At 73.8% G+C, this 26,709-nt stretch carries 20 protein-coding genes; 15 read left to right on the forward strand and 5 right to left on the reverse strand.

What is annotated here, in order from left to right:
• Nucleotides 1–27: 27 nt before the first annotated feature.
• Nucleotides 28–927 (reverse strand): MHYT domain-containing protein, encoded by a 900-nt coding sequence (locus tag ACFZP7_RS05465; RefSeq protein ID WP_355517684.1) that lies wholly within the window; start codon nt 925–927, stop codon nt 28–30.
• 158 nt (nt 928–1,085) lie between these two features.
• Between ACFZP7_RS05465 and ACFZP7_RS05470 the strand changes: the two genes are divergently transcribed.
• Complete coding sequence (locus tag ACFZP7_RS05470) at nt 1,086–1,685, forward strand: class I SAM-dependent methyltransferase (protein ID WP_385633983.1); 600 nt, start codon at nt 1,086–1,088, stop codon at nt 1,683–1,685.
• 40 nt (nt 1,686–1,725) lie between these two features.
• Here the strand turns inward: ACFZP7_RS05470 and ACFZP7_RS05475 are convergent, their stop codons facing one another.
• Nucleotides 1,726–2,622 carry an oxygenase MpaB family protein gene (locus ACFZP7_RS05475; RefSeq protein ID WP_046250214.1) on the reverse strand — a complete coding sequence of 299 codons (897 nt, stop codon included), beginning with the start codon at nt 2,620–2,622 and terminating at the stop codon, nt 1,726–1,728.
• Between the two features lie 96 nt (nt 2,623–2,718).
• Here ACFZP7_RS05475 and ACFZP7_RS05480 point away from each other — a divergent pair, with 96 nt between their 5' ends.
• From ACFZP7_RS05480 to ACFZP7_RS05490, 3 genes are all read left to right on the forward strand, one after another.
• Nucleotides 2,719–3,015, forward strand: a complete 297-nt coding sequence (locus ACFZP7_RS05480) for a hypothetical protein (protein ID WP_030974220.1) — start codon at nt 2,719–2,721, stop codon at nt 3,013–3,015.
• A gap of 132 nt (nt 3,016–3,147) precedes the next feature.
• A complete protein-coding gene (locus ACFZP7_RS05485) occupies nt 3,148–4,299 on the forward strand; it encodes a hypothetical protein (RefSeq protein ID WP_385633985.1) in 1,152 nt (383 codons plus the stop codon).
• A 186-nt stretch (nt 4,300–4,485) separates the two neighbouring features.
• Entirely contained in the window at nt 4,486–5,877 is a 1,392-nt protein-coding gene (locus ACFZP7_RS05490) for a tannase/feruloyl esterase family alpha/beta hydrolase (protein WP_385633986.1), read from the forward strand.
• Nucleotides 5,878–5,948: 71 nt separating this feature from the next.
• Here ACFZP7_RS05490 and ACFZP7_RS05495 read toward each other — a convergent pair whose 3' ends face one another.
• Nucleotides 5,949–6,131, reverse strand: a complete 183-nt coding sequence (locus tag ACFZP7_RS05495; RefSeq protein ID WP_019327443.1) for a hypothetical protein — start codon at nt 6,129–6,131, stop codon at nt 5,949–5,951.
• Nucleotides 6,132–6,406: 275 nt separating this feature from the next.
• Between ACFZP7_RS05495 and ACFZP7_RS05500 the strand changes: the two genes are divergently transcribed.
• Nucleotides 6,407–9,271, forward strand: coding sequence for a DEAD/DEAH box helicase (locus tag ACFZP7_RS05500; protein ID WP_385638345.1), 2,865 nt, complete (start codon nt 6,407–6,409; stop codon nt 9,269–9,271).
• A complete protein-coding gene (locus ACFZP7_RS05505; protein ID WP_385633987.1) occupies nt 9,268–10,536 on the forward strand; it encodes an SWF or SNF family helicase in 1,269 nt (422 codons plus the stop codon). The genes ACFZP7_RS05500 and ACFZP7_RS05505 overlap by 4 nt, the downstream gene beginning before the upstream one ends.
• Before the next feature lie 436 nt (nt 10,537–10,972).
• Here the strand turns inward: ACFZP7_RS05505 and xylA are convergent, their stop codons facing one another.
• On the reverse strand, nt 10,973–12,136 hold the full coding sequence (gene xylA / locus ACFZP7_RS05510; protein WP_019327446.1) for a xylose isomerase: 1,164 nt from the start codon (nt 12,134–12,136) through the stop codon (nt 10,973–10,975).
• A gap of 243 nt (nt 12,137–12,379) precedes the next feature.
• Between xylA and xylB the strand changes: the two genes are divergently transcribed.
• From xylB to ACFZP7_RS05540, 6 genes are all read left to right on the forward strand, one after another.
• Nucleotides 12,380–13,825, forward strand: coding sequence for a xylulokinase (xylB, locus tag ACFZP7_RS05515; RefSeq protein WP_385633988.1), 1,446 nt, complete (start codon nt 12,380–12,382; stop codon nt 13,823–13,825).
• A gap of 323 nt (nt 13,826–14,148) precedes the next feature.
• Nucleotides 14,149–15,363 carry an ROK family protein gene (locus ACFZP7_RS05520; protein ID WP_385633989.1) on the forward strand — a complete coding sequence of 405 codons (1,215 nt, stop codon included), beginning with the start codon at nt 14,149–14,151 and terminating at the stop codon, nt 15,361–15,363.
• A gap of 343 nt (nt 15,364–15,706) precedes the next feature.
• On the forward strand, nt 15,707–16,384 hold the full coding sequence (locus tag ACFZP7_RS05525) for an N-acetylmuramoyl-L-alanine amidase (RefSeq protein ID WP_385633991.1): 678 nt from the start codon (nt 15,707–15,709) through the stop codon (nt 16,382–16,384).
• Between the two features lie 119 nt (nt 16,385–16,503).
• Nucleotides 16,504–17,763, forward strand: a complete 1,260-nt coding sequence (locus ACFZP7_RS05530) for a GAF domain-containing protein (RefSeq protein ID WP_385633992.1) — start codon at nt 16,504–16,506, stop codon at nt 17,761–17,763.
• A gap of 125 nt (nt 17,764–17,888) precedes the next feature.
• A complete protein-coding gene (locus tag ACFZP7_RS05535) occupies nt 17,889–19,412 on the forward strand; it encodes an aldehyde dehydrogenase family protein (RefSeq protein WP_385633993.1) in 1,524 nt (507 codons plus the stop codon).
• 211 nt (nt 19,413–19,623) lie between these two features.
• A complete protein-coding gene (locus ACFZP7_RS05540; protein ID WP_385633994.1) occupies nt 19,624–21,450 on the forward strand; it encodes a glycoside hydrolase family 3 protein in 1,827 nt (608 codons plus the stop codon).
• A gap of 83 nt (nt 21,451–21,533) precedes the next feature.
• Here ACFZP7_RS05540 and ACFZP7_RS05545 read toward each other — a convergent pair whose 3' ends face one another.
• The gene (locus tag ACFZP7_RS05545) at nt 21,534–22,250 is read right to left on the reverse strand and encodes a YqjF family protein (RefSeq protein WP_203613422.1); all 717 of its coding nucleotides are present in this window, start codon (nt 22,248–22,250) and stop codon (nt 21,534–21,536) included.
• Between the two features lie 144 nt (nt 22,251–22,394).
• Between ACFZP7_RS05545 and ACFZP7_RS05550 the strand changes: the two genes are divergently transcribed.
• The 3 genes from ACFZP7_RS05550 to ACFZP7_RS05560 all read left to right on the forward strand — a co-directional run bounded on the left by ACFZP7_RS05550 (nt 22,395) and on the right by ACFZP7_RS05560 (nt 26,562).
• On the forward strand, nt 22,395–23,480 hold the full coding sequence (locus ACFZP7_RS05550) for a MerR family transcriptional regulator (protein WP_385633995.1): 1,086 nt from the start codon (nt 22,395–22,397) through the stop codon (nt 23,478–23,480).
• Between the two features lie 624 nt (nt 23,481–24,104).
• Entirely contained in the window at nt 24,105–25,130 is a 1,026-nt protein-coding gene (locus tag ACFZP7_RS05555) for a LacI family DNA-binding transcriptional regulator (protein WP_385633996.1), read from the forward strand.
• Between the two features lie 286 nt (nt 25,131–25,416).
• Nucleotides 25,417–26,562, forward strand: coding sequence for a GH12 family glycosyl hydrolase domain-containing protein (locus ACFZP7_RS05560; RefSeq protein ID WP_385633997.1), 1,146 nt, complete (start codon nt 25,417–25,419; stop codon nt 26,560–26,562).
• Nucleotides 26,563–26,709: the final 147 nt, after the last annotated feature.

Genomic DNA, 26,709 nt, shown 5'->3' on the forward strand with positions numbered 1-26,709 from the left:
TGGGTTCGGGACGCTGCCGCCGGATCGTCATTGCCCGGGGCGTCCGCTACCGGCCGGGGCCGCGCTGGAGCTTCCGGCCTCGCTCGCGCCCGTGCTGCCGGCTGAACTGCCGGTTGTGCTCCCGGCCGAACTCGCGCCTGTGGTCCCGGCCGTACTGCCGGTTGCGGTCCCGTAGGGCCGGCGGGCCGGGGCGGAGGTCCCGTGCTCCCCGGCCGTGGGCGAGAGCGCGACGAAGGCCGAGGTCAGGAAGAGGTAGGACCCCAGACCGACGGCGAGCGGGAAGATGAACTGCATCGCGGTGGCTCCGGGGAGCGCTTCACCGGACGGCGTCACCCGCACGCTCACCGCGAACATGCCGGTGTAGTGCATGCTGCTCACGGCCGCTCCCATGATCAGGGACGCGATGGTCACCGCGAGGGCGGACTTGATGTTGAGCGCCGCCCACAGGGCCGCCGTGGCCGCGGCGACGGCGATGAGGACCGAGAGGCCGACCCGCGGCGGGTCGTAGCTCACGTCCCCGTGCAGGCGCACGGCGGCCATGCCCAGGTAGTGCATGCTGGCCACGCCCAGTCCCGTGGTGAGTCCGCCGAGCACCAGGGCCCGCGTCCTCCCGCGCCCGCGCCCCACCGCGAAGACGCCGGCACAGACCACGACCATGGCGACCAGCAGGCTCGCGAGCGTGAGCGGCACGTCGTAGCGGATGTCGGTGCCGCTGACCCGGAAACCGAGCATCGCGACGAAGTGCATCGTCCAGATCCCGGTGCCTATCGCCGAGGCGGCCGTGAGCAGCCAGTTGCGGCGCGCCCGCCCGGTGACGGCGAGGGCGCGCACGGTGCAGCGCAGCCCGAGGGCCGCGCCGGTACAGGCCATCGCGTACGACAGCACGGGGGTCAGCCAGCCGAGGGCGGCGTGGTCCAGGTGTCCCATGGCCCCGGGACGCTAGACCCGCCGAGGGCGCACAACGGGGGCGCGTTTCGAAAGCTGTTGCTATGTGACACAGAGAAGCGCTGGAACGATCGCGTCAGGTTCGAACATGTGCACCGTGGCGCCCTCCGTGCCGTCGCGGGTGCGGGATCATGCGGAGCATGAGCGACGACCACACGCACGTCCAGGAGTTCTTCGGCGCCCGCGCCGCCGACTGGGACAGCCGGTTCCCCGACGACGGCCCCGCCTACACCGCCGCGGTCGCCGAGCTGGGTCTGTCCGACGGGGCCCGCGTGCTCGACGCGGGCTGCAGCACCGGGCGGGCCCTGCCCCCGTTGCGCGCCGCCGTGGGTCCCTCGGGTCTGGTCGTCGGGGCGGACCTGACGCCCGCCATGCTCCAGGCCGCCGTACGAGCCGGGCGGGACCGCGACGGGCGGCTGCTGCTCGCCGACGTCGCGGCCCTGCCCCTGCGTTCCCGGTCGCTGGACGCCGTGTTCGCCGCGGGCCTCGTGGCGCACCTGCCCGATCCGCCCGCGAATCTGCGGGAGTTGGCGCGCGTGGTCCGGCCCGGTGGTGTTCTCGCCCTGTTCCATCCGATCGGCAGGGCCGCGCTGGCGGCGCGACAGGGGCGGCGGATCACCTCGGACGACCTGCGCGCCGAGCCCCGTCTCCGGCCGCTGCTGGCCGGTTCGGGATGGCGCATGACGTCCTACGTGGACGAGGACGCCCGTTTCCTGGCCCTGGCCGTGCGGGAGAGCTGACGACCGCCCGGGCCGGCCCGGAGGGCCGCGGAGACGACGCTCACTCGGCGACCGGCGTGTCGAGGTGACGGACCGGGCAGCCCCGCACGCCCGGCACGGGACGGGTGCCCAGCTCGGCCAGCCGGTAGCCGTTCGGGTAGCCCTTGATCTCCCGGTTCTGCCGGGCGTGGTGGGGGGTGTTCCTCGGCGGCATCAGCCGGACCGTCCGTCCGCGCAGCCGCACCGCGCGGCGTACGAGCGCGCGGACGGCGGGGCTCGGCGCCGGGTAGCGGAAGGCCCGCAGCAGGGGCTCGTCGAGCAGGGCCAGGGTGCCGGTGCGCAGCAGCGGGGCGAGGACGCCGGGGTACCAGGAGGCCATGAGGTCGAGGGTGGCGTCGGAGACCCGGCGGGCGCCCTCGTCCCAGGCGAAGTGGGCCCGCTCATAGGCGTCGAGGCAGGCTTCGAACTCCTCGTACGAGCCGGGGATGTCCTTGATGCCCATGTACCGGCCCAGTGTGCGGTAGTGGACCGCCGAGGCGACGGTCTCGTGACGCGACATCCTGCGCCATCCGTAGCTGTCGATCCAGCGCTTGGGGGTGACGACGAAGGTGCACAGGACGTAGCGCATGTCGTCGTTGGAGATGTCGTAGCTGCGGTGCATCTGGTTGATGCGGCGGACGGAGGTGCGGCCCTGTTCGCTGTCGAAGCCGTGCTCGACGATGGCGTCGAGCAGCAGCGCCGTGTCGTCGTACCGCTTCTGGGGCCGGCCGGTGAACTCGGCCGTCTCGGCCAGCAACCGGCCGATGCTCGGGACGGCGTAGGTGCGGTAGAGGGCCAGTTCCAGAGCGCGGGCGAAGTCCCAGGGGAATTCGTAGGCGGAGGAGAGCCGGTAGATCTCCGACGCGTCCTCGTACGGGTCCATCCGCCGGATCTGCTCCAGGCGCTCGTATCGCTTCACCGTGGCCGTCCCCTTCTGCCGTCGAGGGTTCAACTCTACGTTGAGTAGCGGGAGATACACGATCAGCCAGGAAGTCGACAGGGGAGGGTGATCCGCTTGTTCGGGAAGATCCGCGAGAACTGGGCCAGATCTCGGGCCACACGGCGCACGCACGGGGACACGGCGGGGGAAGCACGTTCGCACAACCTGTTCGAGGCCGCCGCCGTCTACGTCTCCGCGTGCGCGGAGGACGACCAGGAGAGGATCGACGAGGCGAGGGGCTGGGTGTCCCCGGAGGCACTGTCGTTCGGCGTGAACGAGCTGGCGTGCCGGGCCGTGGTCGCCCTCGCGCGTGAGAGCGACCGGTCGCCCCAGGATGTGGCCCGGGCACTGCTGGGGCTGCCCGCGAGCTGACGGGGTGCCCGGGGGGCGATTCGCCCCCGTCCAGCCGGAAAACTGCAGCTCGGGTGCGTCTGGGAGTCGTGACAAGGGCTTCCCGGTCGCACTAGGGTGCGCGCCATTGGACGAACCGATGGGGAGGCTGGGATGGCCGGGACGGACGAGGACGCCGTCGCCGCCGCGGAGGATGCGCTCTACGTGCTCACGGCGGTGTTGCTGACGCCGGCGAAGTTCCCGAGTGTGCTGGGCGACGACTACGTGGAGGCGTGCGCGGCGCTCGGACTCCCGCCGCTGGCCGACGGCTACGGCCTGGTGCTGGGCCAGGACGGCGAGGGCGCGCGGTGGACCGTCGTCGTCGACGACGTCTCGCTGGTCGCCGTCGCCGTGGCGTCCTGGGACTGCGGCATGGAGTACGACCTGTCGCCGGACGAGCGGACGGTCGTCGCCGCGCTGCCCGGCTGGCCGCTCGCGGTCGCCGTGGCCGCCCCCGGTGTGCCCGCGCCGCACGATCCCGCCCCCGAGTCCGCCGACGGGCCCGCGCTGTCGCCGCCCGACACCAGCTCCTGGGGGCCCGCGCAGCGGCGTCTGGGGGCGGACGAGATCGCCCTGCAGTGGACACAGTGGCGGGAGCAGGTCGACGACGCGGAGTTCCCCGCGCCCGCCGCGGGTCCCGGTTCCGCGGTGGGCGGCCCGGCGGAGGACGGGCCGGCACACAGCCCCGCGGAGGACGGGCGGGCGCCCGGCACTCCCGGCGACGGTTCTACGCCCGGCACTCCCGAGAACGGGCCGGCGGCCGGCGCTCCGGAAGACGGCCCGCAAGGGGCCGATCCGCAGGAGGCCGGGCCCGCCGGCGCCGACGAGGCAGGGCACGCTACGGGGGACGAGGCCGGTGCGGGGCCCCGGGCCGACGCCGCGCACGGTCCCACGGGCGAGGGCGGGACCGGTACGACGGACCGCCCGGGTACGACGGACGGCACCAGCACGACCGACGGCACCGGGTCCACGGGCGAATCCGGCGCCGGGTCCTTCGGGCACAGCGGCGTCCGGCGGGTCCTCGCCGAGGCCCGTGCCTACCTCGACACGCCTCCACCCCTGGGCCGGGTGCGGTCGTCGTTCGCGTCGGGCGACGCGCGGACCCTGAGGGCCGACGGCCCGGGCTGGTCGCTGGTCGCCCGGACCGACGACATCGCCTTCGTCCTGCTCGACGAGGAGCCCGGCGAGGTCCTGCCCGTGGGCCGGGGGCCGTCGCTGCCGGGCCTCCTGGAGGCGCTGGACAAGATGGCCGTACGGCCGAGCTGACCGGCGCGCAGGAACGCGCCGCTGCCGACGGGAGCCGGGGAGCCGGAGGAGGTTCACCTCCGGGACTGTTTCCGACCCCATGTCCGGCTCTCTTTCCATGTGGCCCCAGCCCATGGAGGGTGTCGGGACCGGCCCGCACGATGGGGCAGCCCTCCGCTCCACTCCCCCGTCGCGCCTGGAGGCCCGATGCGTACGCTCCGTGGTGTCCCGTTCCTCGCCGCCGCTCTCACGGCCGTCTCGCTCACCGCGCCGGGGCCGGCCACCGCGGCCACCGACGGGAGTGGGCACTGCGCCCGTCAGGAGCGGGTGCGGGTGCCGGGAGCGGCCCTGCAACGCACCGCGTGCCTGGACGATCTGACGACCACGGGGCTGGCGGGCACCCCGTACACCGATCTCGCCGACCAGGCGGGGCTGACGGCCGGCGGCACGAGGGCGCCGTCCCGGATCTCCGGCGTCCAGGTCGACGGCTACTTCCCGGACTCGTCACGCTTCAACAACACGCACGGCTGGCGGCACGACGCCCAGTTCGTCATCCGGCTGCCCGACGACTGGAACGGCGGCCTCGTCGTGACGGGCGCACCGGGGACACGCAAGCAGTACGCCACGGACAAGGCGATCTCCGACCGGGTCCTGGCCCAGGGCTACGCTTACGCGGCGACCGACAAGGGCAACAGCGGAACCGACTTCTACCGCGACGGCGTCCGGCCCGGAGACGCCGTCGCGGAGTGGAACGCGCGGACCACCCAGCTCACCCGGGCCGCCCGGCGCGTGGCGGCCCAGCGTTACGGGCACGCGCCGCGTCGCACCTACATCGCCGGCATCTCCAACGGCGGCTACCTCACCCGATGGCAGTTGGAGAACCACCCGGAGCTGTACGACGGCGGCGTGGACTGGGAGGGCGCGCTGTGGACCACTCACGGCCCCCACCTGCTCACCTCACTTCCGGTCACGGTCGCCCGGACCTTCGGCGCGGCACGGGACGAGGACCTGTACGCAGCCGGCTTCGCGCGCGGCTCCGCGTTCCTGTGGCCGTACCACGAGAAGTCCTACTGGGGTCTGACGCAGAAGATCTACCGAGCCGAGTTCGACCCGGCGTACGACCCGCGCTGTCCAGGTCCCACGGCCGGGTCCACCGTGGAGGAGATCCTGGCGCCGTGCCCGTCCGACGCGGCGTACGACTTCGCGCGGCGCCCCGCCTCCGTCCACCGGGCGGTGGCACGGGTGGCGCTGACCGGACGCATCGGCAAGCCACTGATCACCCTGCACGGCGACATGGACGCGCTGCTGCCCAAGGCCGCCGACTCCGACGTGTACGCGCGCATGATCGACGCGCGCGGGCGGGGCGGGCTGCACCGCTACTACACGATCGCCGGCGGAACGCATGTCGACGGGCTGTACGACACGTATCCCGAGCGGCTGCGGCCGATCCTGCCGTGCTTCCGTTCGGCGTTCGACGCGCTGACGGCGTGGGTGGAACAGGGCACCGCGCCGCCCGCGGACCACACGGTCGACAGGCCCGCGGACGGTGATGTGGTCAACGCCTGCGCCCTGGACGGAGCCGGGGCGGCCCGGCCGTAGCCCTCGGCGACCGCAGCGCCCCGGCGACCGCAGCACCTCAGCGACCGCAGTGACTCAGCGACCGCGGTGCCTCAGCGGCCCAGCTCCTTGCGCGTGACGCGGCGCAGCCTGCGCCGCTGCGAGGGGTCCAGGGTGAGGTACGCGGCGGCCGGGACTCCCAGGACTATCAGCAGGGCGGCCCACCAGGGCAGCCAGATCAGCAGGATGAGCCCGGCCGCCACACCCCCTGCTGCGACCTTGGCGTTCTTCGACATGGGTCTCGCCTCCTTCGCGGCCACCGCCGCTCTCTGTCCTGAAAACGGGTCCGCGCTTCCGGCGGTTCCGACCGCGACCCTGAGACATCCCTGAGACCGGACCCTGAAGCGCCCCCGAGGAGCTGCTGCCGAGGAACCGCTGCCGACGTCCGTGCCGAAACGCCTCTCCTTGCATAGTGACCCAAGCCACACCGCGACCGCACTTCCCGCCGCCGGAAGTGGAGTACACTCGGCGACCGCTTCCCCAAGTAGTCAAATTTGAGGAATACGTCATCATCGCGCAGACCGTTCCTTCGGCAACACCCTCCGAGATCGCCGAACTCGCCCGCTGCCACGCCGTTTTCCTGCCCGGCGATCCCGCCCGCGCCGGCCGGACGGCCTTCTGGCGGCCCGATGGGGAGCGTCCTGTCGCCCCCTCGGCCGGTTCGGTGGAAGAACTGACGGTCGCCCTGCCCGACGGCGAGGGAGTGCGTCCGACGCGGGTGCCGGCCGTGCTGCTGCCGGTGCGGGCGGCCCTGCCCCTCCTCACCCGCGCGCGGCCCCGCACCGACGCGCACCGGTCGACCGTCTTCTGGGGCGCCGTCGCGCTCGAAGCCCTGCACCTGGTGGCGCGCGGGCTGTTGCTGCCCGGTCTGTCCGGAACCGATCACGACGCCTGGCGCACGGGTCCGCTGGGCCCGGAGGAGACCGAGCGGGTGCTCCACCTGGCCGCCGCCATGCCGCCCGAGGCGCACGCCGTCCCCCTCGACGGCGCCGGACCCCTGCGACTGCCCGACCCGGAGCGACTGGTCCGCGCCTTCCTCGACTCGGTCGCCGACACGCTGCCCCGCTCCCCCGCCGCTCATCTGGTGACGGCCGGTCCCGCCTACGCCTCGCCGGTCCCGCGACGGTTGCCCGGGCTCCGCTCGTGGACCGCCGACGTCTCGGCCGGCCACGACTCGGGGGTGCGCCTGTCCCTGCGTGTCGAGGTACGGGGCCTCGACACTGCCGAGTCCCCGGAGGCCCGGCCGCGGTTCCGGGCCGTGCTCCAGGTGCACAGCGTGCGCGATCCCGCCGTCGTCGCGGACGCCACCGAGGTGTGGGCGGACACCGCGGGGGACGCGTTCGGGACGCGCGCGCGGATGGACGCACTGCTCGCGCTGCGCCGCGCGGCTCGTGCCTGGCCCGCGTTGACGCCGCTGTTGTCGGCCGCCGTGCCGGACGCCGTCGAACTGGCCGACGAGGAGGTCGCCGAACTCCGCGGAGCGGGCTCCCGGGCTCTCGCCGGCGCGGGCGTCGAGGTGCACTGGCCGCGGGAGCTGGCCCGTGGCTTGACCACCCGCGCCGAGGTGGGACCGCCCGACGACGGCCCGGGCCCGCGCACGGCGTCGTCGGACACCGGACCGTCGTTCCTGTCCGCCGACGCGCTCCTCTCCTTCAGCTGGTCGTTCGCCCTGGGCGACGAGCGGCTCACCCGCGAGGAGCTGGACCGGCTCGCCGAGGCGGACCGGCCCGTGGTGCGCCTGCGCGACCGGTGGGTGCTCGTCGACCCCGAGGAGGCCCGGCGCGTCCGCACCCGGCAGGACCGCAAGGTCACCCCCGTCGACGCGCTCGCCGCCGCCCTCACGGGCTCGACCGAGGTGGACGGCGGCCGCGTGGAGGTGCGCGCCACGGGATGGCTGGCGGCCCTGCGGGAACGCCTCACCGACCCCCGGCCGCAGGACGCCGTCGCCCAGCCCGCCGCGCTGCACGCCACGCTGCGCGACTACCAGCGACGGGGGCTCGACTGGCTGGTGCGCATGACGTCGCTGGGCCTGGGCTGCTGCCTCGCCGACGACATGGGTCTCGGCAAGACCATCACGCTGATCGCCCTGCACCTGCACCGGCAGACCGACCCCTCGGCCGCCGGGCCCACCCTGGTGGTCTGCCCGACCTCCCTCATGGGCAACTGGCAGCGTGAGATCGAACGGTTCGCGCCCGGGACGCCCGTCCGCCGCTTCCACGGCACGAGGCGGGACCTGTCGGACCTGGCGGCCGGTGAGTTCGTGCTCACCACCTACGGGACCATGCGCCTGGACACCGCCCGACTCTCGGCCGTGCCGTGGGGCCTGGTCGTCGCGGACGAGGCGCAGCACGTGAAGAACCCCTACTCGGAGACCGCGCGGCAGCTGCGCTCCATCGGCGCACGCGCCCGCGTGGCGCTCACGGGCACCCCCGTGGAGAACAACCTCTCGGAGCTGTGGGCCGTGCTCGACTGGGCCACCCCGGGCCTGCTGGGCCGGCTCGGCACCTTCCGCAGGCACTACGCGCAGGCGGTCGAGGGCGGCCAGGACCCGGGGGCCGCGGACCGGCTGGCGCGGCTGGTCCGGCCGTTCCTGCTGCGCCGCCGCAAGTCGGACCCGGGGATCGCGCCGGAGCTGCCGCCGAAGACCGAGACCGACCACCCCGTGTCGCTGACCGCGGAACAGACGGCCCTCTACGAGGCGGTGGTGCGCGAGGCGCTGACGGAGATCGCCGGGACGGACAGCATGGCGCGCCGCGGCATGATCGTGAAGCTTCTGACGGGCCTCAAGCAGATCTGCAACCATCCGGCGCAGTTCCTGAAGGAGGAACGGCCCCGGACCACGGGCCGGTCGGGGAAGCTGGAGCTGCTGGACGAGCTGCTCGGGGTGATCCTCGCCGAGGGTGCGAGCGTGCTGGTCTTCACCCAGTACGTGCGGATGGCCCGGCTCCTCGAAGGACACCTGGCCGCCCGCGGGGTGCCCTCGCTCCTCCTGCACGGCGGTACGTCCGTCGCGGCCCGGGAGTCGATGGTGCGGCGGTTCCAGGACGGCGAGGTCCCGGTCTTCCTGCTCTCCCTGAAGGCGGCCGGCACCGGACTGAACCTGACCCGCGCGGAGCACGTCGTGCACTACGACCGGTGGTGGAACCCGGCTGTGGAGGCGCAGGCCACCGACCGCGCGTACCGCATCGGTCAGACCCGTCCGGTACAGGTGCACCGGCTGGTCGCCGAGGGGACCGTGGAGGACCGCATCGCGGCGCTGCTGCACCGCAAGCGGGAGCTGGCCGACGCGGTCCTGGGCATGGGCGAGTCGGCCCTCACCGAGCTGACCGACGCGGAACTGGCCGAGCTGGTGGAGCTGCGAGGAGGTACGCGATGACCCGGTACGACGAGGACGCACAACGGACGTTCGCCCCGCTGCCGCCCACGCACGGCCGGGGTTTCGCGCGGAGCTGGTGGGGCCGGGCCTGGCTGAAGGCCCTGGAGGACGCGGCGATGGACGCGGCGCAGGTGAAGACGGGCCGCCGGCTCGCGCGCGCGGGGGCGGTCGGCGCGGTGTCGGTACGACCGGGGCGCATCACCGCGGTCGTCCGGGACCGGGACGGCACGACCCACCGGGCCGACGTCCTGCTGGAGCGGCTGTCCGACGCGCAGTGGGACCGCTTCCTCGACCTCGCGATCGAGCGGTCCGGGCACGTGGCGGCGCTGCTCGACCACGACATGCCGCCCCACCTCGTGGAGGACGCCGCGAGCGCGGGCATCGACCTGCTGCCGGGCCTCGGCGACCTGGAACCGGAGTGCGACTGCGGCGCCTGGGACCACTGCGGGCACACGGCGGCGCTCTGCTACCAGGTCGCCGGGCTGCTGGACCAGGACCCCTTCGTGCTGCTGCTGATGCGCGGCCGCGCGGAGAGCGCCGTCCTCGACGCCCTCCAGTCGCACGGTGGCGCCCGCGCGGAGGAGGTCGTCCCTCACCCGGACGGCGTGGACGCGGCCGAGGCGTACGCGGTGGGGGACCTCCTGCCCCCGCTGCCCGCGCCACCCGGCCTCCGGGAGGAGCCGGGTACACCGCTCTCCCTGGACACCGGGACCGCGCCGCCGCCCGACGTCGACCCGGAAGCCCTGGGCTTCCTGGCCCACCGCGCCGCGGCGGAGGCGCACCGTCTGCTCGCGGAGGCGCTGCGCGAGGGACACGACCGACAGGCCGTGGCCCCCGGGCCGGACGCCTCGCAGGACGCCGTGCGCCTGGCCGCCGCCGATCCGGAGCCGGACGTGCTGCGCCGGCTCGCCGAGGGCTCGGGACGCACCCCGGAGTCGTTGGCCGCCGCCGTACGCGCGTGGCGGCTCGGGGGTCCGGCCGCGCTGTCGGTGCTGGAGGAGGAGTGGACGGTCGAGGGCGACGCGCTGGCACGGGCGCGGGCCGCGCTCGAATCGGCCTGGGACGAGGACGAGCGGCCGTCGTTGCGGGCGCGGGCTAACCACTGGACCGTCGTCGGCGCGCCGCACCAGCTCCGTCTGGACCGTGACGGCCGCTGGTGGCCGTACCGCGAGGAGCACGGGAGCTGGGTCCCCGCGGGCGGCGCGGCCCAGGACCCGGCGACGGCCCTCGCTTCGGCGGTGCCGAGTGCCGGCGACGAGCCCTGACGGGCCGTCGGGACGGCGCGGGAGGAACGGCGCGGGAGGAACAGCGCGGGCACCCCTGAGGCCGGTCCGAACCGGTGCGACGTACCCCTGAGGCCGATCCGAACCGGAGCGTCGTCCCCTGAGGCCGATCCGAACCGGACCGTCGTCCCCTGAGGCCGATCCGAACCGGTGCGTCGCACCCGTGAGGCCGACCTGAATCGGGGCACCACGCCCGTAGGGACGGCCCTGACCAGTGCATCGCCGCCGCGAGGCCGGCCGCCCGGAGTGGCCGGCTCGCCGTCGGCGCACGGAGTACGGAGTAACGGAGTACGGACGCGGGCTTCGGCCCCGCCCGGCGAGCGGGCGGGGCCGAAGCCCGCGTACCGGGGGCCGGGCCCGAGGGGTCTCCCGGGTTTCCCCCGCGTCCCGCCTCGCGGCGGGTGGCCTGACCGGTGCCTCAGCGCGCGCCGAGGAGGTGGTCCATGGCGAGCTGGTCGAGGTGCTCGAAGGCCATACCGCGCGCGGCGGCCGCGTCCACGTCGAAGGTGTCGTAGGCGGTCGGGTCGGCCAGCAGGGACGCGAGGCCGTCCTCGGCGGTCGGGCGGGCCAGCTCGTCCAGCCGGGCCGCCGCGAGGGCCTCCTGGACCTCCGGGTCGGCGCGGAAGGCGGCCGCGCGGTCCTTGAGGATCAGGTAGTTGCGCATGCAGCCGGCCGCCGACGCCCACACGCCGTCGAGGTCCTCGGTCCGCGGGGGCTTGAAGTCGAAGTGCCGCGGACCCGTGTACCCGGCACGCTCCAGCAGGTCGACGAGCCAGAAGGCGGCCCGCAGGTCGCCCGCGCCGAAGCGCAGGTCCTGGTCGTACTTGATGCCGGACTGGCCGTTGAGGTCGATGTGGAAGAGCTTGCCCGCCCACAGTGCCTGCGCGATGCCGTGCGGGAAGTTCAGGCCCGCCATCTGCTCGTGGCCGACCTCCGGGTTCACGCCGTACAGCTCCGGCCGCTCCAGCCGCTCGATGAAGGCCAGCGCGTGCCCCACCGTCGGGAGCAGGATGTCGCCGCGCGGCTCGTTCGGCTTCGGCTCGATGGCGAACTTCAGGTCGTAGCCCTGCTCGGTGACGTACTCGCCCAGCAGGTCGAAGGCCTCCTTCATCCGCTCCAGCGCGTCGCGGACGTCCTTGGCCGCACCGGATTCGGCACCCTCCCGGCCGCCCCAGGCGACGTACACGCTCGCGCCCAGCTCCACCGCGAGGTCGATGTTGCGGATCGTCTTGCGCAGCGCGTACCGGCGCACGTCCCGGTCGTTCGCGGTGAACGCGCCGTCCTTGAAGACCGGGTGCGTGAACAGGTTCGTCGTCGCCATCGGCACCTTCATGCCGGTCGCGTCCAGTGCCTGCCGGAAGCGCTTGATGTGGCCCTCGCGCTCGGTGTCGTCGGACCCGAACGGGATCAGGTCGTCGTCGTGGAAGGTGACACCGTAGGCGCCCAGCTCGGCCAGGCGGCGCACCGACTCCGCCGGGTCGAGAGCCCGTCGGGTGGCGTCACCGAAGGGGTCCCGGCCCTGCCAGCCGACCGTCCACAAACCGAACGTGAACCTGTCCTCGGGAGTGGGCTGGTAGTTCATTCCGCGGCTCCTCACTCGCTGCCGATCACTCGCTGCCGACTATTTCGTCATGGCGCTTTACAAATTAGTATGCACACACGTTCCTGGGAAGGGACAAGGTGTCCCCGAAGGAGTGACGTCCGGACCACCACGGCCGGCGCGGCACGAAAGCCCAGGTCAGCCGGGCCCGTTCCGGCGGGCCGGGAGTCCGGACAGCACAGCTCACGTCAGATCCCGCAGAGCCGCGGAAGAGGGAGAAGCCCGATGTCAGCAGCCGAGGGTCCGCTCGTCGTCGGCGTGGACACGTCCACGCAGTCCACCAAGGCGCTGGTCGTCGACGCGGCCACCGGCCAGGTCGTCGCGAGCGGTCAGGCACCCCACACGGTGTCCTCAGGGGCCGGCCGCGAGAGCGACCCGCGCCAGTGGTGGGACGCGCTGCGCGAGGCCCTGCACCAGTGCGGCGACGCGGCGCGGGAGGCCGCCGCGGTCTCCGTCGGCGGTCAGCAGCACGGTCTCGTCACGCTGGACGCCCGGGGCGAACCGGTGCGCCCGGCCCTGTTGTGGAACGACGTGCGCTCGGCCCCGCAGGCCCGCCGCCTGATCGAGGAACTGGGCGGCCCCAAGGGCTGGGCGGAGCGCACCGGCAGCGTGCCCAGCGCCTCGTTCACGGTCACCAAGTGGGCCTGGCTGGCCGAGCACGAGCCGGATGCGGTCCGCGCGGTGAAGGCCGTACGGCTCCCCCACGACTACCTCACCGAACGCCTCACCGGCGAGGGCACCACCGACCGCGGCGACGCCTCCGGCACCGGCTGGTGGGCGTCCGGGACCGAGGCGTACGACGAGGAGACCCTCGCCCGCGTGGGACTCGACCCCGCGTTGCTGCCCCGTCTGGTGCGGCCCGGCGAGGTGGCCGGGACCGTGCGCGACGGCCACGACCTGCCGTTCTCCAAGGGCACCCTGGTCGCCGCCGGCACCGGTGACAACGCGGCCGCCGCACTCGGCCTCGGGCTGCGGCCCGGCGTGCCGGTGATGAGCCTCGGCACCTCCGGCACGGTGTACGCCGTCTCCCGGCACCGCTTCGCCGACCCGACGGGGACCGTGGCGGGCTTCGCCGACGCGCGCGGCGACTGGCTGCCGCTGGCCTGCACCCTCAACTGCACGCTCGCCGTCGACCGCGTCGCCGCCCTGGTGGGCCTGGACCGGGAGGCCGTCGAGCCCGGCACCGGTGTCACGCTCCTGCCCTACCTGGACGGCGAGCGCACCCCGAACCTGCCGCGCTCCTCCGGCCTCCTGCACGGACTGCGTCACGACACCACCGCCGGCCAGCTCCTCCAGGCCGCCTACGACGGGGCGGTCCACTCGCTGCTCGGCGCGCTGGACCTCGTCCTGGACGCCGACGCGGACCCGTCCGCGCCGCTGCTGCTGATCGGCGGCGGTGCTCGCGGGAAGGCCTGGCAGCAGACCGTACGGAGGTTGTCGGGGCGCCCCGTGCAGATCCCCGAGGCCCGGGAACTGGTCGCGCTCGGTGCCGCCGCCCAGGCGGCCGGCCTGCTGACCGGCGAGGACGCGGCGGCGGTGGCCCGCCGCTGGAAGACCTCGGCCGGGCCGGTCCTGGACGCCGTGGAGCGGGACGAGGCGACGCTGGCGAGGATCTCCGGGGTACTCTCCGACGCGGCGCCCCTGCTGGAACGGGGCCCGGGCTCCGACTGAGACCGGCCGGAGCCGCACCGCACCTCGCCCGGCCGGACGAGGGCGCCGGCGGGCACGGTCGCGGACCGTCCATGGCGGGACCGGGCCGCCCGGGACGGTGCCGACGCCGGTTCCGGGGCCCCCTTCCGGAGCCGGTGCGGCCACGGTGACCGGTCGCCGCCGACGTCCACGGACGCTTCCCCGGGAGCGTCCTCGGGCACCGCCGGACGGATCCGGGACCGCCGTGCTCCACGGCCGCCTCGGACTCTGCGGCGGCGTCGGCGTCGGCGGGCGTGTGACCGAGGACCGGACGAGCGAGAGACCGACCAAGGACTGACGGAGGCATGACCGCACCGCCGCACGAAGCCCACAGCGAACCGGCCCGTCCCGGGCGCGCACTGCCGGACACCCAGCAGGGCATGCGCCGGCGCAACCTCGCCCGAGTGATGCACACCGTCAGCGCTCAGGGCCCGCTGTCGCGCGCGGCCGTGGCCTCCCGGATCGGGCTGACGCGTGCCGCCGTGTCGACCCTCGTCGACGACCTGGTCCGCTGGGGACTGCTGGAGGAACTGGGCCCCGAGCGCCCCGGCCGCGTCGGGCGGCCCGGCTCCGCGCTCGCCGTCAGCGAGCGGGGCCCGGCCGGCATCGGGGCGGAGGTCGGCGTCGACCACCTGGCGGTCTGCGCGGTGGACCTGCGCGGCCGGCTGCGGTCGCGGGTGGTGCGCCACGGCAGCAACCGGGGCCGTTCCCCGGAGCCGGTGGTCGAACAGCTCACCGGCCTGGTGCGGCAGGTGGTCGCCGAGGCCGAGGCCGAGGGACTGTGGCCGGCCGGGCTCGCGATGGCCGTGCCGGGCCTGGTGGCGCGGGACGGCCGCACCGTCGTGCACGCCCCGAACCTGGACTGGCACGACACCGACCTGGGTGCGCTGCTGCCGCCGGAGCTGCCGCCGACCGTCGACAACGAGGCCAACTTCGGCGCCCTCGCCGAACTCTGGCTGGGCGACGGCACCCCGCGGGACTTCCTGCATGTCTCGGCCGAGATCGGTATCGGTGCGGCCGTCGTCGTCGACGGGCGGCTGCTGCGCGGCATCCGCGGCTTCGCCGGCGAGCTGGGCCACGTGCCCGTCCGTCCGGACGGACCGGAGTGCGCCTGCGGCGGGCGGGGGTGCCTGGAACAGTACGCCGGCGAGAAGGCGGTGCTGCGCGCCGCCGGCCTCGAACCGGGCGAGGACCGCGTGGGGCTCCTCGCGGGACGGGCGGCGGAGGGCGACGAGGCCGTACGGCACGCCCTGCGCGAGGCGGGCACGGCGCTGGGCATCGCGCTGACGGGCGCGGTCAACCTGCTGGACCCGGAGAGCGTGGTGCTGGGCGGGGCGCTGGCCGGTCTCGCTCCGTGGCTCCTCCCGTCGCTGCGCGCCGAACTGGCCCGGCGCACGGCCGGTCCCGCCTGCCCGGTGGCCGTGTCGGAGCTGGGGCCACGGGGGCCGCTGCTCGGAGCGGCGCACTCGGTGGTGCGCGCCGTCCTGGACGACCCCGCGGTGGTGGCGGAGCGGGTCTGAGCCCCGGCCGGACACCCTCCTGCCCCCTCCTGCCCCACTCCTGCCATCCGGCTCCCTCCTGCCGGTCACTCGATCGAGTGAGTGCGCTGTCCACAAGGCCGCTGCTGTCCACGGAACGGCGCGGCGCTCTTCTGCGCAACCCCCGCTGCCCGTACGGTGATTCGCGCGGACGCACCCGTCGCGGCGGGCGGCGGACGTCCGCACCGACCCCCTCACCCCTCCTCGGCGGACGTCGCGCGCCGAAGGCGCCCACCGGGCTCCGTCCCGGCCACGGCGCCGATCCTCCCGACGAGACCAGCCCCCCACCACCGGGCCCCGGGCCCCACCGACGAAAGGTCAGTCCATGGAAGGCGAAAGGACAGCACCCGCACCGACCAGGCGGCGCCTGTTGCAGGGCGCCGCACTCGCCACCGTCCCGTTGGCGCTGTTCTCCGGCACGCCGGCGTCGGCACAGTCGGGCGCCGGCGCACGGCCCGGAGCCGGTGCGGGGCGCCGGCCCGGCGGACGGCCCGGGCCCGACGTCGATCCCCGTGCCGTCGAGTACCCCTCCCTCGACTGGCAGCCGGCGAGCGCGTCCAACTACACCCGGTCGACGCGCCCCTCGGCCTACCCCGTCGACTTCGTCGTCGTCCACGTCACGCAGGAGACGTACGCCGACACCCTCTCGATCTTCCGCAACCCGGACAAGCAGGTCTCGGCCCACTACGTCGTGCGATCGTCGGACGGACACGTGGCGCAGTGCGTCCGCGAGGCGGACATCGCCTGGCACGCGGGGAACTGGGACTACAACACCCGCAGCATCGGTATCGAGCACGAGGGGTGGGTGGACCGGCCGGAGTACTTCACCGACGCGATGTACGAGCAGTCGGCCAGACTCACCGCGGCGATCTGCGCGACGTACGGCATCCCCAAGGACCGCGAGCACATCATCGCGCACCACGAGGTGCCCGGAAGCGACCACACGGACCCGGGGCCGCTGTGGGACTGGACCCGGTACATCAGACTGGTCAACTTCGTCTGATCCTGGGCACACCCACGACGGAAGGCCACATTCGGGTGATCCGCCCGGTCGAAGAGGTTGTTCACGCGCCTCCGCGGAGTGACGATGGCCCCGTCGCTGCGCCGTCCGGGGAGGCCGAGTTGACCGATTCGTGGCTGGCTCTGGAACCGGGGGCCGATCCCGTGGAGCGCGCGCGGACGCTGCGGCGGGCGCACGAAGCCTTCACCGAGGCGGGCACGGTGCCGCAGCCCGTGCGCCCCGTGGTGGCGGAGTCCTGGCGGCGCTCGGTCCGGGCGGGCGTCGGCCCGGACGGCACCGCCAGCGTGGAGCTCATGGAGGACGACCTCGGCGCCTACCGGGCCGAGCACCCGCTGGCGCCGGTGATGCCGCTGATCAGGGAACTCCTCGGCACGTTCGCCGCCGACGGCGAGCATCTGCTCGCGGTCTGCGACGCGCACGGCAGGCTGCTCTGGGTCGAGGGGCATCCGGCGACCCGGCGCCGGGCGGACCGGATGAACTTCGTGCCGGGCGCCCGCTGGTCGGAGTCGGCGGTGGGGACGAACGCTCCCGGCACGGCGGTGGCGGTCGGCCGGCCGGTGCAGGTCTTCACCGCCGAACACTTCATCCGCCGGGTCCAGCCGTGGACGTGCGCGGCGGCCCCCGTGCACGATCCCCGCACCGGCCGGGTGCTCGGCGCCGTGGACATCACCGGCGGGGACGGCCTGGCGCATCCGCACAGTCTGGGGTTCGTCCGGGCGGTCGCCCGTGCCGCGGAGTCACAGCTGGCGCTGCTCGCGCCGGAGCCGCCCGCCGCCGAGGTGGCCGAGCTGACCGCGTTGGGCCGCGACGAGGCGCTGCTCACCCTGGAGGGCCGCAGAGTGCGGCTCAGTCGCAGGCACAGCGAGATCGTCGTGCTGCTGGCCCACCACCCGGAGGGTCTGACCGGTGACGAGTTGCTGTGCGCGCTCTACGAGGACGAGGCGGTTCCACCGGTGACGTTGCGCGCCGAACTGGCCCGGCTGCGGGCCGTCCTCGGTCCCGCCCGGCTGGCGTCGCGGCCGTACCGGCTGACGATGCCCGTCGAGTCGGACGCCACGGTGGTCGAGCGCCGCCTGCGGGCCGGTGCCGTCACGGCGGCCGCCTCGGCGTACGCCGGTCCCCTGCTGCCCGGCTCCCGGGCCCCGGCGGTCGAGCGGCTGCGGCGTCGGCTCGCCGACGGGCTGCGTGCCGCGCTGATCGCCTGCGCGGACCCCGACCTGCTGGCCGACTGGGCGCACGCGCCGTGGGGCGAGGACGACCTCGACGTCTGGCGCGCCCTGGCCGCGGTGCGCCCGACGGCCGCGACCCGGTCCCGGCTCGCCGCGCTGGAGTCCGAGCTGGCCGCGCCGGGGGCATGGTGAGAGGGCACCGGCGCCTCCGGGGGCGCCCCGCCGCTCACGCAACCTGTCTGCAACGTTCCGCTTCCTAGCCTCGCGCGCAGAGCCGTCCAACGGCGGACGGCTGCTCGACGAGGGAGGCAGACAGGATGACCCGTTACGCGGCGCCCGGCACCGAGGGCGCGATCGTCTCCTACCAGTCGCGTTACGACCACTTCATCGGCGGCGAGTACGTGCCGCCGGTGCGCGGGCAGTACTTCGAGAACCCGTCGCCGGTGAACGGGCAGCCGTTCACCGAGGTCGCGCGCGGCACGGCGGAGGACGTGGAGCGGGCGCTCGACGCGGCGCACGAGGCCGCCCCCGGATGGGCACGGACCTCGGTGACCGAGCGCTCCGACATCCTGCTGAAGATCGCCGACCGCATGGAGGCGAACCTGGAGCGCCTGGCGGTCGCCGAGAGCTGGGAGAACGGGAAGCCGGTGCGCGAGACGCTGGCGGCCGACATCCCGCTCGCCATCGACCACTTCCGCTACTTCGCGGGCGCGGTCCGCGCCCAGGAGGGCTCGCTCGGTGAGGTGGACGACGACACCGTGGCCTACCACTTCCACGAGCCGCTGGGCGTGGTGGCCCAGATCATCCCGTGGAACTTCCCGATCCTGATGGCCGCCTGGAAGCTGGCTCCCGCGCTGGCCGCCGGCAACGCGGTCGTCCTGAAGCCCGCCGAACAGACCCCGGCCTCGATCCACTACTGGCTCGGCCTCGTCGCCGACCTGCTGCCGCCGGGCGTCCTGAACGTCGTCAACGGCTTCGGTGTGGAGGCGGGCAAGCCGCTGGCGTCCAGTCCGCGGGTGGCGAAGGTGGCGTTCACCGGGGAGACCACCACCGGGCGGCTGATCATGCAGTACGCCTCGGAGAACATCAAGCCGGTCACGCTGGAACTCGGCGGCAAGTCACCGAACATCTTCTTCGACGACGTCTGGGCCCGGGACGACGACTTCCGCGACAAGGCGCTCGAGGGCTTCACCATGTTCGCCCTCAACCAGGGCGAGGTGTGCACCTGTCCCTCCCGGGCGCTGGTCCAGCGGGGCCACTACGCCGAGTTCATGGAGGCCGCCGTCGCCCGGACCGAGCTGATCAAGCCGGGCCACCCCCTGGACACCGACACGATGATCGGCGCCCAGGCGTCCAACGACCAGCTGGAGAAGATCCTCTCCTACCTCGACATCGGCCGGCAGGAGGGCGCCAAGGTACTCACCGGCGGTGAACGCATCGAGCACGAGGGCGAGTTGAAGGGCGGGTACTACGTCCAGCCGACGGTCTTCGAGGGCCACAACCGCATGCGGATCTTCCAGGAGGAGATCTTCGGGCCGGTCGTGTCGGTCACTTCCTTCGACGACTTCGACGACGCGATCAAGATCGCCAACCACACCCTGTACGGCCTCGGCGCCGGCGTGTGGACGCGCGACATGAACACCGCCTACCGCGCGGGCCGCGCGATCCAGGCGGGCCGCGTGTGGACCAACTGCTACCACGCCTACCCGGCGCACGCCGCCTTCGGCGGCTACAAGCAGTCGGGGATCGGCAGGGAGAACCACAAGATGATGCTGGAGCACTACCAGCAGACCAAGAACCTCCTCGTCTCCTACTCCCCGAAGAAGCTGGGCTTCTTCTAGACGCTGGGCTTCTTGCGGACGCTGGGCTTCTTCCAGACGCCGAAGAGGGGCGCCTGTCCGGGCGGATGCCCGGCGGGCGCCCGTGGTCTGGACCCAATTTGTCTAGACCTATTGCCCTGCCCGTGCGTGAGGGCTAGGTTTCCCGCAGTTCGGAGCCCTTCACGTTTCCGCCGATTCCCTTGACGGGCAAGGCTGGAAGGAGCATGTCCGCATGCAGGACCGAAGTCTGTCCAGACGAACCGTGCTCGCCTCCGCGACCGTGGTGGCCGCGAGCACGACGGGCCTCGTGGGCGCGGCTGCCGCACCCGCGGCGGCGCGCCAGCGCGACGACCGCCTCGCGCGCATCATCGCCAGGATGAGCATCGAGGCGAAGATCGGCCAGCTGTTCGTGCCGTACTTCTACGGTACGTCGGCCACTTCTCCCAGCGCGCTCGACCAGGAGCGCAACCTCAGGGAACTGGGCGTCCGCACGGTGGCCGAGCTGATCGCCAAGTACCACGTCGGCGGTGTCATCTACTTCTCCGGCTGGGCGAACAACATCCAGGACCCCCGCCAGATCGCGGATCTGACCAACGGCGTGCAGCGGGCCTCGCTCGCCCTGCCCACCCCCGTCCCGTCCCTGATCTCCATCGACCAAGAGCACGGCGCCAACGTCCGCATCGGCAGCGGCGCCACCCAGTTGCCCGGCGCGATGGCGCTGGGCGCGGGCGGCTCCCTCTCCGACGCGCGGACCGCCGGACTGATATCGGGCACCGAGCTGGCCGCCCTGGGCATCCGTCAGAACTTCGCCCCGGTCGCCGACGTCAACGTCAATCCGGCCAACCCCATCATCAACGTCCGCTCGTTCGGCGCCGATCCCCGCGCGGTCGGCCGCATGGTCGCGGCCCAGGTGACGGGGTACCAGCGGGCCGGCGTCGTGGCCTGCGCCAAGCACTTCCCGGGCCACGGCGACACCGGCGAGGACAGCCACACCGGTCTGCCCGTGATCACCCACACCCGCGAGGAGTGGGAGCGTATCGACGCCCCGCCCTTCCGGGCCGCGATCGCCGCCGGCGTCGACTCGATCATGACGGCGCACCTCCAGGTCCCCGCCCTCGACCCCAGCAATGAGCCGGCCACCCTGTCGCCGGCGATCCTCCAGGGGGTACTGCGCGGGGAACTCGGCTTCAACGGAGTGATCGTCACCGACGCCCTCAACATGCGCGGTGTGCGCACCAAGTACGGCGACGACCGCGTGCCGGTGCTCGCCCTCAAGGCCGGCGTCGACCAGCTTCTCTTCCCGCCGAACATCGACGTCGCCTACAAGGGCGTCCTGGCCGCCGTGCACAGTGGGGAGATCACCGAGGAGCGCCTCGACGAGTCGGTCCTGCGCATCCTGCGGCTCAAGGACAAGGTCGGCCTGCTCAGCGGCAGCCCCTACGTCTCCCCGAAGGAGGTCGACCGGGTCGTCGGCGCCCGCAGGCACCGGATCGCCGCCGCACGGATCGCCGAGCGCACCACCACCCTGCTGGTCAACGAGGACGCGGCGCTCCCCTTGCGCCGCCGACAGCGGAAACTGCTGGTGGTCGGCGCCAGCCCGGCCTTCCCGACCGACAGCACCCGCACCACGGTGCCCGAGCTGGCCAGGACCTTCGACGAACTGGGCTGCAGCACCACGCACCTGGCCACCGGCCGGGCACCCGACGCGGCGAAGATCGACGAAGCGGTGGCCGCCGCCCGGGGCCGGGACGCGGTGGTGGTCACCACCGACAACGTCGACGCCGCCAGTGCCCAGCGCACCCTGGTGTCCCGGCTGCTCGCGACGGGCGTCCCCGTCGTCCACCTCGCCGTGCGCAACCCCTATGACATCGCGCACCTGGGCGACGTCCCGGCCTCACTGGTCTCCTACTGCTGGACCGAGGTCGAACTGCGCGCCGCCGCCCGGGTGATCACCGGCAGGTCCCAGCCGCGCGGCAGCCTGCCCGTACCCGTCCAGCGGGCGGACGATCCGGCCCGGGTCCTCTTCCCCGCCGGGCACGGGCTGTCGTACGACGACTGAGTCCGGTACCCCGCCCCGCACGGCCTGCCGCCCCGGCGGCTCCCTGAGGGGGCGCCGGGGCGGACGACCATCGTGCCGTGCGGTCAAGGGCCGAGGGGCAGGAGCGCCGCGGGCCGTGCGGGCCGCCCCAGGCGGACCCGGACACCCGGTGAGTACAGCACGCTGACGGGAGCTTCGACGGGGGCGGGGACGCCCGCGGCCACGATCAGGTTCTCGTCGCAGGTGACGAGTTCGGCGCGGTGGAGGGGCCAGCGGGGGTGGTGGTTGGGCAGGTACGAGGCCCGGCCGAGGAACGCGTTGTGCATGCCCCAGCGGGCGGTGAGGAAGTGCTCGAGCGCGGTGGGCTCGGCGATGCGCGCGCCGACGCGTACGGTGACGCGGCTGTACGCGCCGCGCGGGCCGGGCCAGCGGCGGGAACTCGCGTAGCTCACGGTGCCGCCCGCGGAGCGGACGCTCATCCGGGACCACAGATAGGGCAGCCGGAAGGCGAAGCGGCCCATCACCACCGGCACCAGCCGTGAGGCGTCCATCGACCGGAAGACCACACCGCGCCGCCCCTGGGCGTCCACCGAGTACAGGCGCACGTTGGTCTCCGGGAAGGAGCCGAGGTAGGGCACCCCGGGCAGCCGGAACCAGCCGACCCGGTGCATCCGGAAGGCGACGAGGCCGACGTACGTCAGCCCGTCGTGCGTGTCGGGGACGGTGCCGCGCGGCATGAGACCCGCCACGGCGGCGGGCTCGACGGCCCAGTGGACGAAGGCCAGGTCGAGCCACTCCTGGGTGAGCAGGGGTGTCCTCATCGTCTCGGGGGCGTCGGGCGTCACGGGGGCGGGCTCTCGCACGGCGCAAGAATGGCAGACGGCGGGGTGAGCCGTGGGGCCCGCGGGACCGGTGTTGACCCTCGACCTGGTCAAGGGTCCACAGTCGCGGACGTGGAGAGCGAGATGCGCAGCATTGGGGAGATGGCCCGCGACAGCGGCCTCGGCGTGAGCGCCCTGCGGTTCTACGACCGGGCCGGCGTGCTGGTGCCCGCCTGGGTGGACCCGGTGAGCGGCTACCGCTGGTACGCGCCGGAACAGCTGGACGAGGCGCGGCTGCTGGCACGGCTGCGGCGGGCCGGCATGCCGCTGGCGGACATCCGGCTGATCCTGGCCGGCTGGTCCGGTGCGGACACCGATCTGGTGCGCGGGCTGCTCCAGGCGCATCTGCGCCGTCTCGAACGAGGTCTCGCCGATGCCCGTACCGAGTTCTCCGCACTCCGATCGCTTCTCGACCAGAGGGAGAACCCCATGACCACCACGCCACGCACCGCCGCCGCCCGGCTCTCCGTCCCCGCCCCCGATCTGGCGGCCGCGCTGGACGCGGTCCGGTACGCGGTGAGTTCCGACCCCGGTCTGCCGATGCTCGGCGGTGTCCTGTTCGACGTGGAGGGCGACACCCTCCGCCTCGTGGCCACCGACCGTTACCGGCTGGCCGTCGCCGGGATCGGCACCGAAGGGCACGGCGGGCCCCGGGTACAGGTGACCGTGCCCGCCGCGCTCGCCGACGCGATGCGCGCGCTGCTGGACGGGGACGGGCCCGTCGGGCTCGCCGTGGAGGGCGAGCGGGTGACGCTGGAGGCCGGGGACCGCCAGGCGGCCGGGCAATGCCTCGCCCACGACTTCCCCGACTACCGCCGGCTCGTCCATCTGCCGTCCGGACGGCGGGCCCTCGTCGATGCGGCCGCGTTCCGCCGGGAACTGGAGTCCGGTCCCGTCCGCCTCGGCGCGGGACGTGAGCGGGGTGACGCCTCCGCCGAGGTCAGCGTGCTCGAGGTGGCGGACGACGGCACGGTCTCCGTCTGCGAGGACGGCGACGGCGACGGGAGCGTCGTGGCCGTCGACCGCGGTTTCCTCCTGGAGGCGATCGCCGCCGCCGGCCGCGACCGGGTGGTGCTCGAATTCGGGGCGCCCACGGCGCCGGTGGCGATCCGCCGCACGGACGACGAGACGGCGTTCGCGCTGTTGATGCCGGTGCGGCTGGACGACTGACCAAGGTCGTGTGCCCCATCGACGGGGACACGGTCCACATCCCCCCCCGACCTCCTCCGGTTGCCGCATCCGAAGCTCCTCGACGACCTGGAGGAGCTGCGGGGGTTCGCGGTCGGACTCGGCGTGAAGCAGCGTGCCCAGCAGCTGTGACCGTGCGACACGCCTCGACCTGGGTGTCGACCGGCTGCGCCGTGCCGATCTGCCGACCGCGCCCGCGACCGCGCTTCCGCCCGCCCCGCAGTCCGGTCCCGCCGTCGACGAAGCCCCGGTACACCTGCTGCGCCGCCGGGTCCACCAAGCGGTGTCGGGAGGCCGCCGGGTGCTCGCCCTCCCGGGCGACCGGGGCCCCGACGCCGCCCGGCTGCGCGGGCACGGCCTCGTCACCGCGGGAGAGCTGCTCACCGAGCTGCACGCCGCGGCGGCGGACCGGGCACGCGACCCCTTCGGCCGACTGCTCCCGTCCGACAGCGGCCGCTTCGCCCGCGCGTGGCTCGCCGCCGCCCCACCCCGGTCCGCTCGTCTCCGGCGCGAAGATCCCCGGCAGCCTCCCCGATCCCCCGGCCGAGCCGCGCGAGAGACCGCGGTGACCGTAGTATCGGACGATCTCGTCGGGGGGAGGCGCGCATGGGCAGACAGCGTCCCGGTACGCCCACGTTGGAGGAGGTGGCAGCCCTCGCCGGTGTGGGACGGGGCACCGTCTCCAGGGTCATCAACAAAGCGGCGGGCGTGCGGGACTCGACCCGCCGCGCCGTGCAGCGGGCCATCGACGAACTGGGGTACGTCCCGAACCTGGCGGCGCGTTCCCTGGCCGGGCACCGCGCGGACGCCGTGGCGCTGGTGATGACGGAGCCGGACTGGCGGCAGTTCGGTGAACCGTTCTTCACCGAGATCGTGCGCGCCGTCGGTGACGCGCTCACGGACACGCCGGTGCAGTTGCTGCTCACCCTGGTCCGTTCGGACACCGAGCGGCAGCGCTTCGTGGAGTACGCACGAGGCGGTCGGGTCGACGGCGTGCTGCTGATGTCCGTGCACGCCCAGGACCCCCTGCCGGACATGCTCGCCAAGGCGGGGCTGCCGACCGTCATGCTGGGCCGGCGTTCCGGCGACGAGAGCGTCACGTACGTCGACGCGGACAACACCGGCGGCGCGCGCGACGCGGTCACGCACCTGCTGGACGGTGGCCGCCGCACGATCGGCGCCCTCGGCGGACCACTGGACATGTACGTCGCCCAGTGTCGGCTGCGCGGGTACCGGGAGGCCCTGGAACGGGCGGACGTGGAGGTCAGGGACTCGCTGATCGTGGCGGGGGAGGACTTCACGGAGGAGAGCGGCCGGCGGGCGACGGCCGAGCTGCTGGCCCGGCATCCGGATCTCGACGCGGTCTTCGCCGCCTCGGACACCCTGGCCGCGGGAGCGCTGGGCGCGCTGCGCGAGGCGGGCCGACGGGTGCCTGAGGACGTGGCGGTGATCGGGTTCGACGACTTCCACCCCGCCCGTCCCATGGAGCCGCCGCTGACGACGGTCCGGCAACCGCTGGAGGAGATCGGCCGGACCATGGTGCGGCTCCTGCTGGAGGAGATGGAGGACTCACCCGTGGCCTGGCGACACGTCATCCTCCGGACGGAGCTGGTGCTCCGGGACTCCGCCTGAACCGGACTCCGCCCGAGCCGTCCACCGCCGTTCCCGGGAGCGCTCCACTTCCCTCCCCGGACCCGCCGGTCGCGGCTTCTCACCGCAACGCCACCCCTCCCACCTGCCGTTTCGAAAATTCTTCGACAACGTCGGCGCGCACCGTCTTGTCAGGAACATGAACCGCTTCTACAGTCCCCTGCAACCGGTAAGTGGGAGCGCTCCCATCAGTGGGGAGTCGGGAGCGCTCCCGCACCGGCCCCTCCCTCCCCCCATCTCCTCCCCCACACCCCCGGAGAGGCCCCCCATGCAACCGTTACGCCCCCGACTCCGCCCCCTGCGCGCGGCCTTGGGCGCACTGATCGCGGCCTTCGCGGTGGTCGCCTCGCTCGTCACCGCCACGGCGACCCCCGCCCAGGCGGACACCACTCTCTGCGAGCCGTTCGGGACGACGACGATCCAGGGACGGTACGTGGTCCAGAACAACCGCTGGGGCACCAGCGCACCCCAGTGCGTCACCTCCACCGCCACGGGCTTCCGGATCGACCGGGCCGACGGCTCGGTGCCGACCGACGGAGCACCGAAGTCGTACCCGTCCGTCTTCAACGGCTGCCACTACACGAACTGTTCGCCGGGCACCGCCCTGCCCGCCCGGCTCGACACCGTCTCGGCCGCGCCCTCGAGCATCTCGTACGGCTATGTGGGCGACGCCGTCTACAACGCCTCGTACGACATCTGGCTGGACCCGACTCCCCGGACGGACGGGGTGAACCGGACCGAGATCATGATCTGGTTCAACCGGGTGGGCCCGATCCAGCCCATCGGCTCCCCGGTCGGCACGGCCACCGTGGGCGGGCGGAACTGGGAGGTGTGGACGGGCAGCAACGGCTCCAACGACGTCCTCTCCTTCGTCGCCCCGTCGGCGATCAGCTCCTGGAGCTTCGACGTCATGGACTTCGTCCGGGCCACCGTCGCACGCGGACTGGCGGAGAACGACTGGTACCTGACGAGCGTCCAGGCGGGCTTCGAGCCGTGGCAGAACGGGGCCGGGCTCTCCGTGAACTCCTTCTCCTCCACCGTCGAGACCGGCGGCACCCCGGGCGGCCCCGGCACCGACCCCGGACCGGGCGGTCCGACGGCGTGCGAGGTGACGTACGACCCGCACGTCTGGCAGGGCGGCTTCACCGCGGACGTCACCGTCCGCAACACCGGGCAGGCCCCCGTCGACGCCTGGCGGCTCGCCTTCGCCCTGCCCTCCGGCCAGCGGATCACCAACGCCTGGAACGCCTCGGTCAGCCCCGACGCGGGCACCGTCACGGCGACCGGCGTGGGCTACAACGCCCGCATCGCCGCCGGCGGCAGCGTCACCTTCGGCTTCCAGGGGACGTACGGCGGCGCGTTCGCCGAGCCGAGCGGCTTCCGTCTGAACGACGTCTCCTGCACCACGGCGTAGCGGCACTGCCCCACGCCCTGCGCCGCCCCCCTACCCCCTCGCCCGTCCGGCCGACACGCCTTCCCCGGACGGGCGGGGGTTCCACCACGCGTCCCCGGCACACCCCGCGCACATGTCGCACACGTCGCACACGTCGCACACGGCGTA

This window comes from Streptomyces sp. SudanB5_2050 (genome assembly GCF_964272335.1).
In the GTDB taxonomy this organism is placed as follows: Bacteria; Actinomycetota; Actinomycetes; order Streptomycetales; family Streptomycetaceae; genus Streptomyces; species Streptomyces rochei.

Excerpts from the sequence above, each read along its gene's own strand:
- ACFZP7_RS05470 (WP_385633983.1), top strand. The coding sequence starts at position 1,086 with ATGAGCGACGACCACACGCACGTCCAGGAGTTCTTCGGCGCCCGCGCC.
- ACFZP7_RS05550 (WP_385633995.1), top strand. The coding sequence starts at position 22,395 with ATGCGCAGCATTGGGGAGATGGCCCGCGACAGCGGCCTCGGCGTGAGC.
- ACFZP7_RS05555 (WP_385633996.1), top strand. The coding sequence starts at position 24,105 with ATGGGCAGACAGCGTCCCGGTACGCCCACGTTGGAGGAGGTGGCAGCC.
- ACFZP7_RS05490 (WP_385633986.1), top strand. The coding sequence starts at position 4,486 with ATGCGTACGCTCCGTGGTGTCCCGTTCCTCGCCGCCGCTCTCACGGCC.
- ACFZP7_RS05535 (WP_385633993.1), top strand. The coding sequence starts at position 17,889 with ATGACCCGTTACGCGGCGCCCGGCACCGAGGGCGCGATCGTCTCCTAC.
- xylB (WP_385633988.1), top strand. The coding sequence starts at position 12,380 with ATGTCAGCAGCCGAGGGTCCGCTCGTCGTCGGCGTGGACACGTCCACG.
- ACFZP7_RS05520 (WP_385633989.1), top strand. The coding sequence starts at position 14,149 with ATGACCGCACCGCCGCACGAAGCCCACAGCGAACCGGCCCGTCCCGGG.
- ACFZP7_RS05560 (WP_385633997.1), top strand. The coding sequence starts at position 25,417 with ATGCAACCGTTACGCCCCCGACTCCGCCCCCTGCGCGCGGCCTTGGGC.
- ACFZP7_RS05540 (WP_385633994.1), top strand. The coding sequence starts at position 19,624 with ATGCAGGACCGAAGTCTGTCCAGACGAACCGTGCTCGCCTCCGCGACC.
- ACFZP7_RS05465 (WP_355517684.1), bottom strand. The coding sequence starts at position 927 with ATGGGACACCTGGACCACGCCGCCCTCGGCTGGCTGACCCCCGTGCTG.
- xylA (WP_019327446.1), bottom strand. The coding sequence starts at position 12,136 with ATGAACTACCAGCCCACTCCCGAGGACAGGTTCACGTTCGGTTTGTGG.
- ACFZP7_RS05545 (WP_203613422.1), bottom strand. The coding sequence starts at position 22,250 with ATGAGGACACCCCTGCTCACCCAGGAGTGGCTCGACCTGGCCTTCGTC.
- ACFZP7_RS05525 (WP_385633991.1), top strand. The coding sequence starts at position 15,707 with ATGGAAGGCGAAAGGACAGCACCCGCACCGACCAGGCGGCGCCTGTTG.
- ACFZP7_RS05505 (WP_385633987.1), top strand. The coding sequence starts at position 9,268 with ATGACCCGGTACGACGAGGACGCACAACGGACGTTCGCCCCGCTGCCG.
- ACFZP7_RS05495 (WP_019327443.1), bottom strand. The coding sequence starts at position 6,131 with ATGTCGAAGAACGCCAAGGTCGCAGCAGGGGGTGTGGCGGCCGGGCTC.
- ACFZP7_RS05485 (WP_385633985.1), top strand. The coding sequence starts at position 3,148 with ATGGCCGGGACGGACGAGGACGCCGTCGCCGCCGCGGAGGATGCGCTC.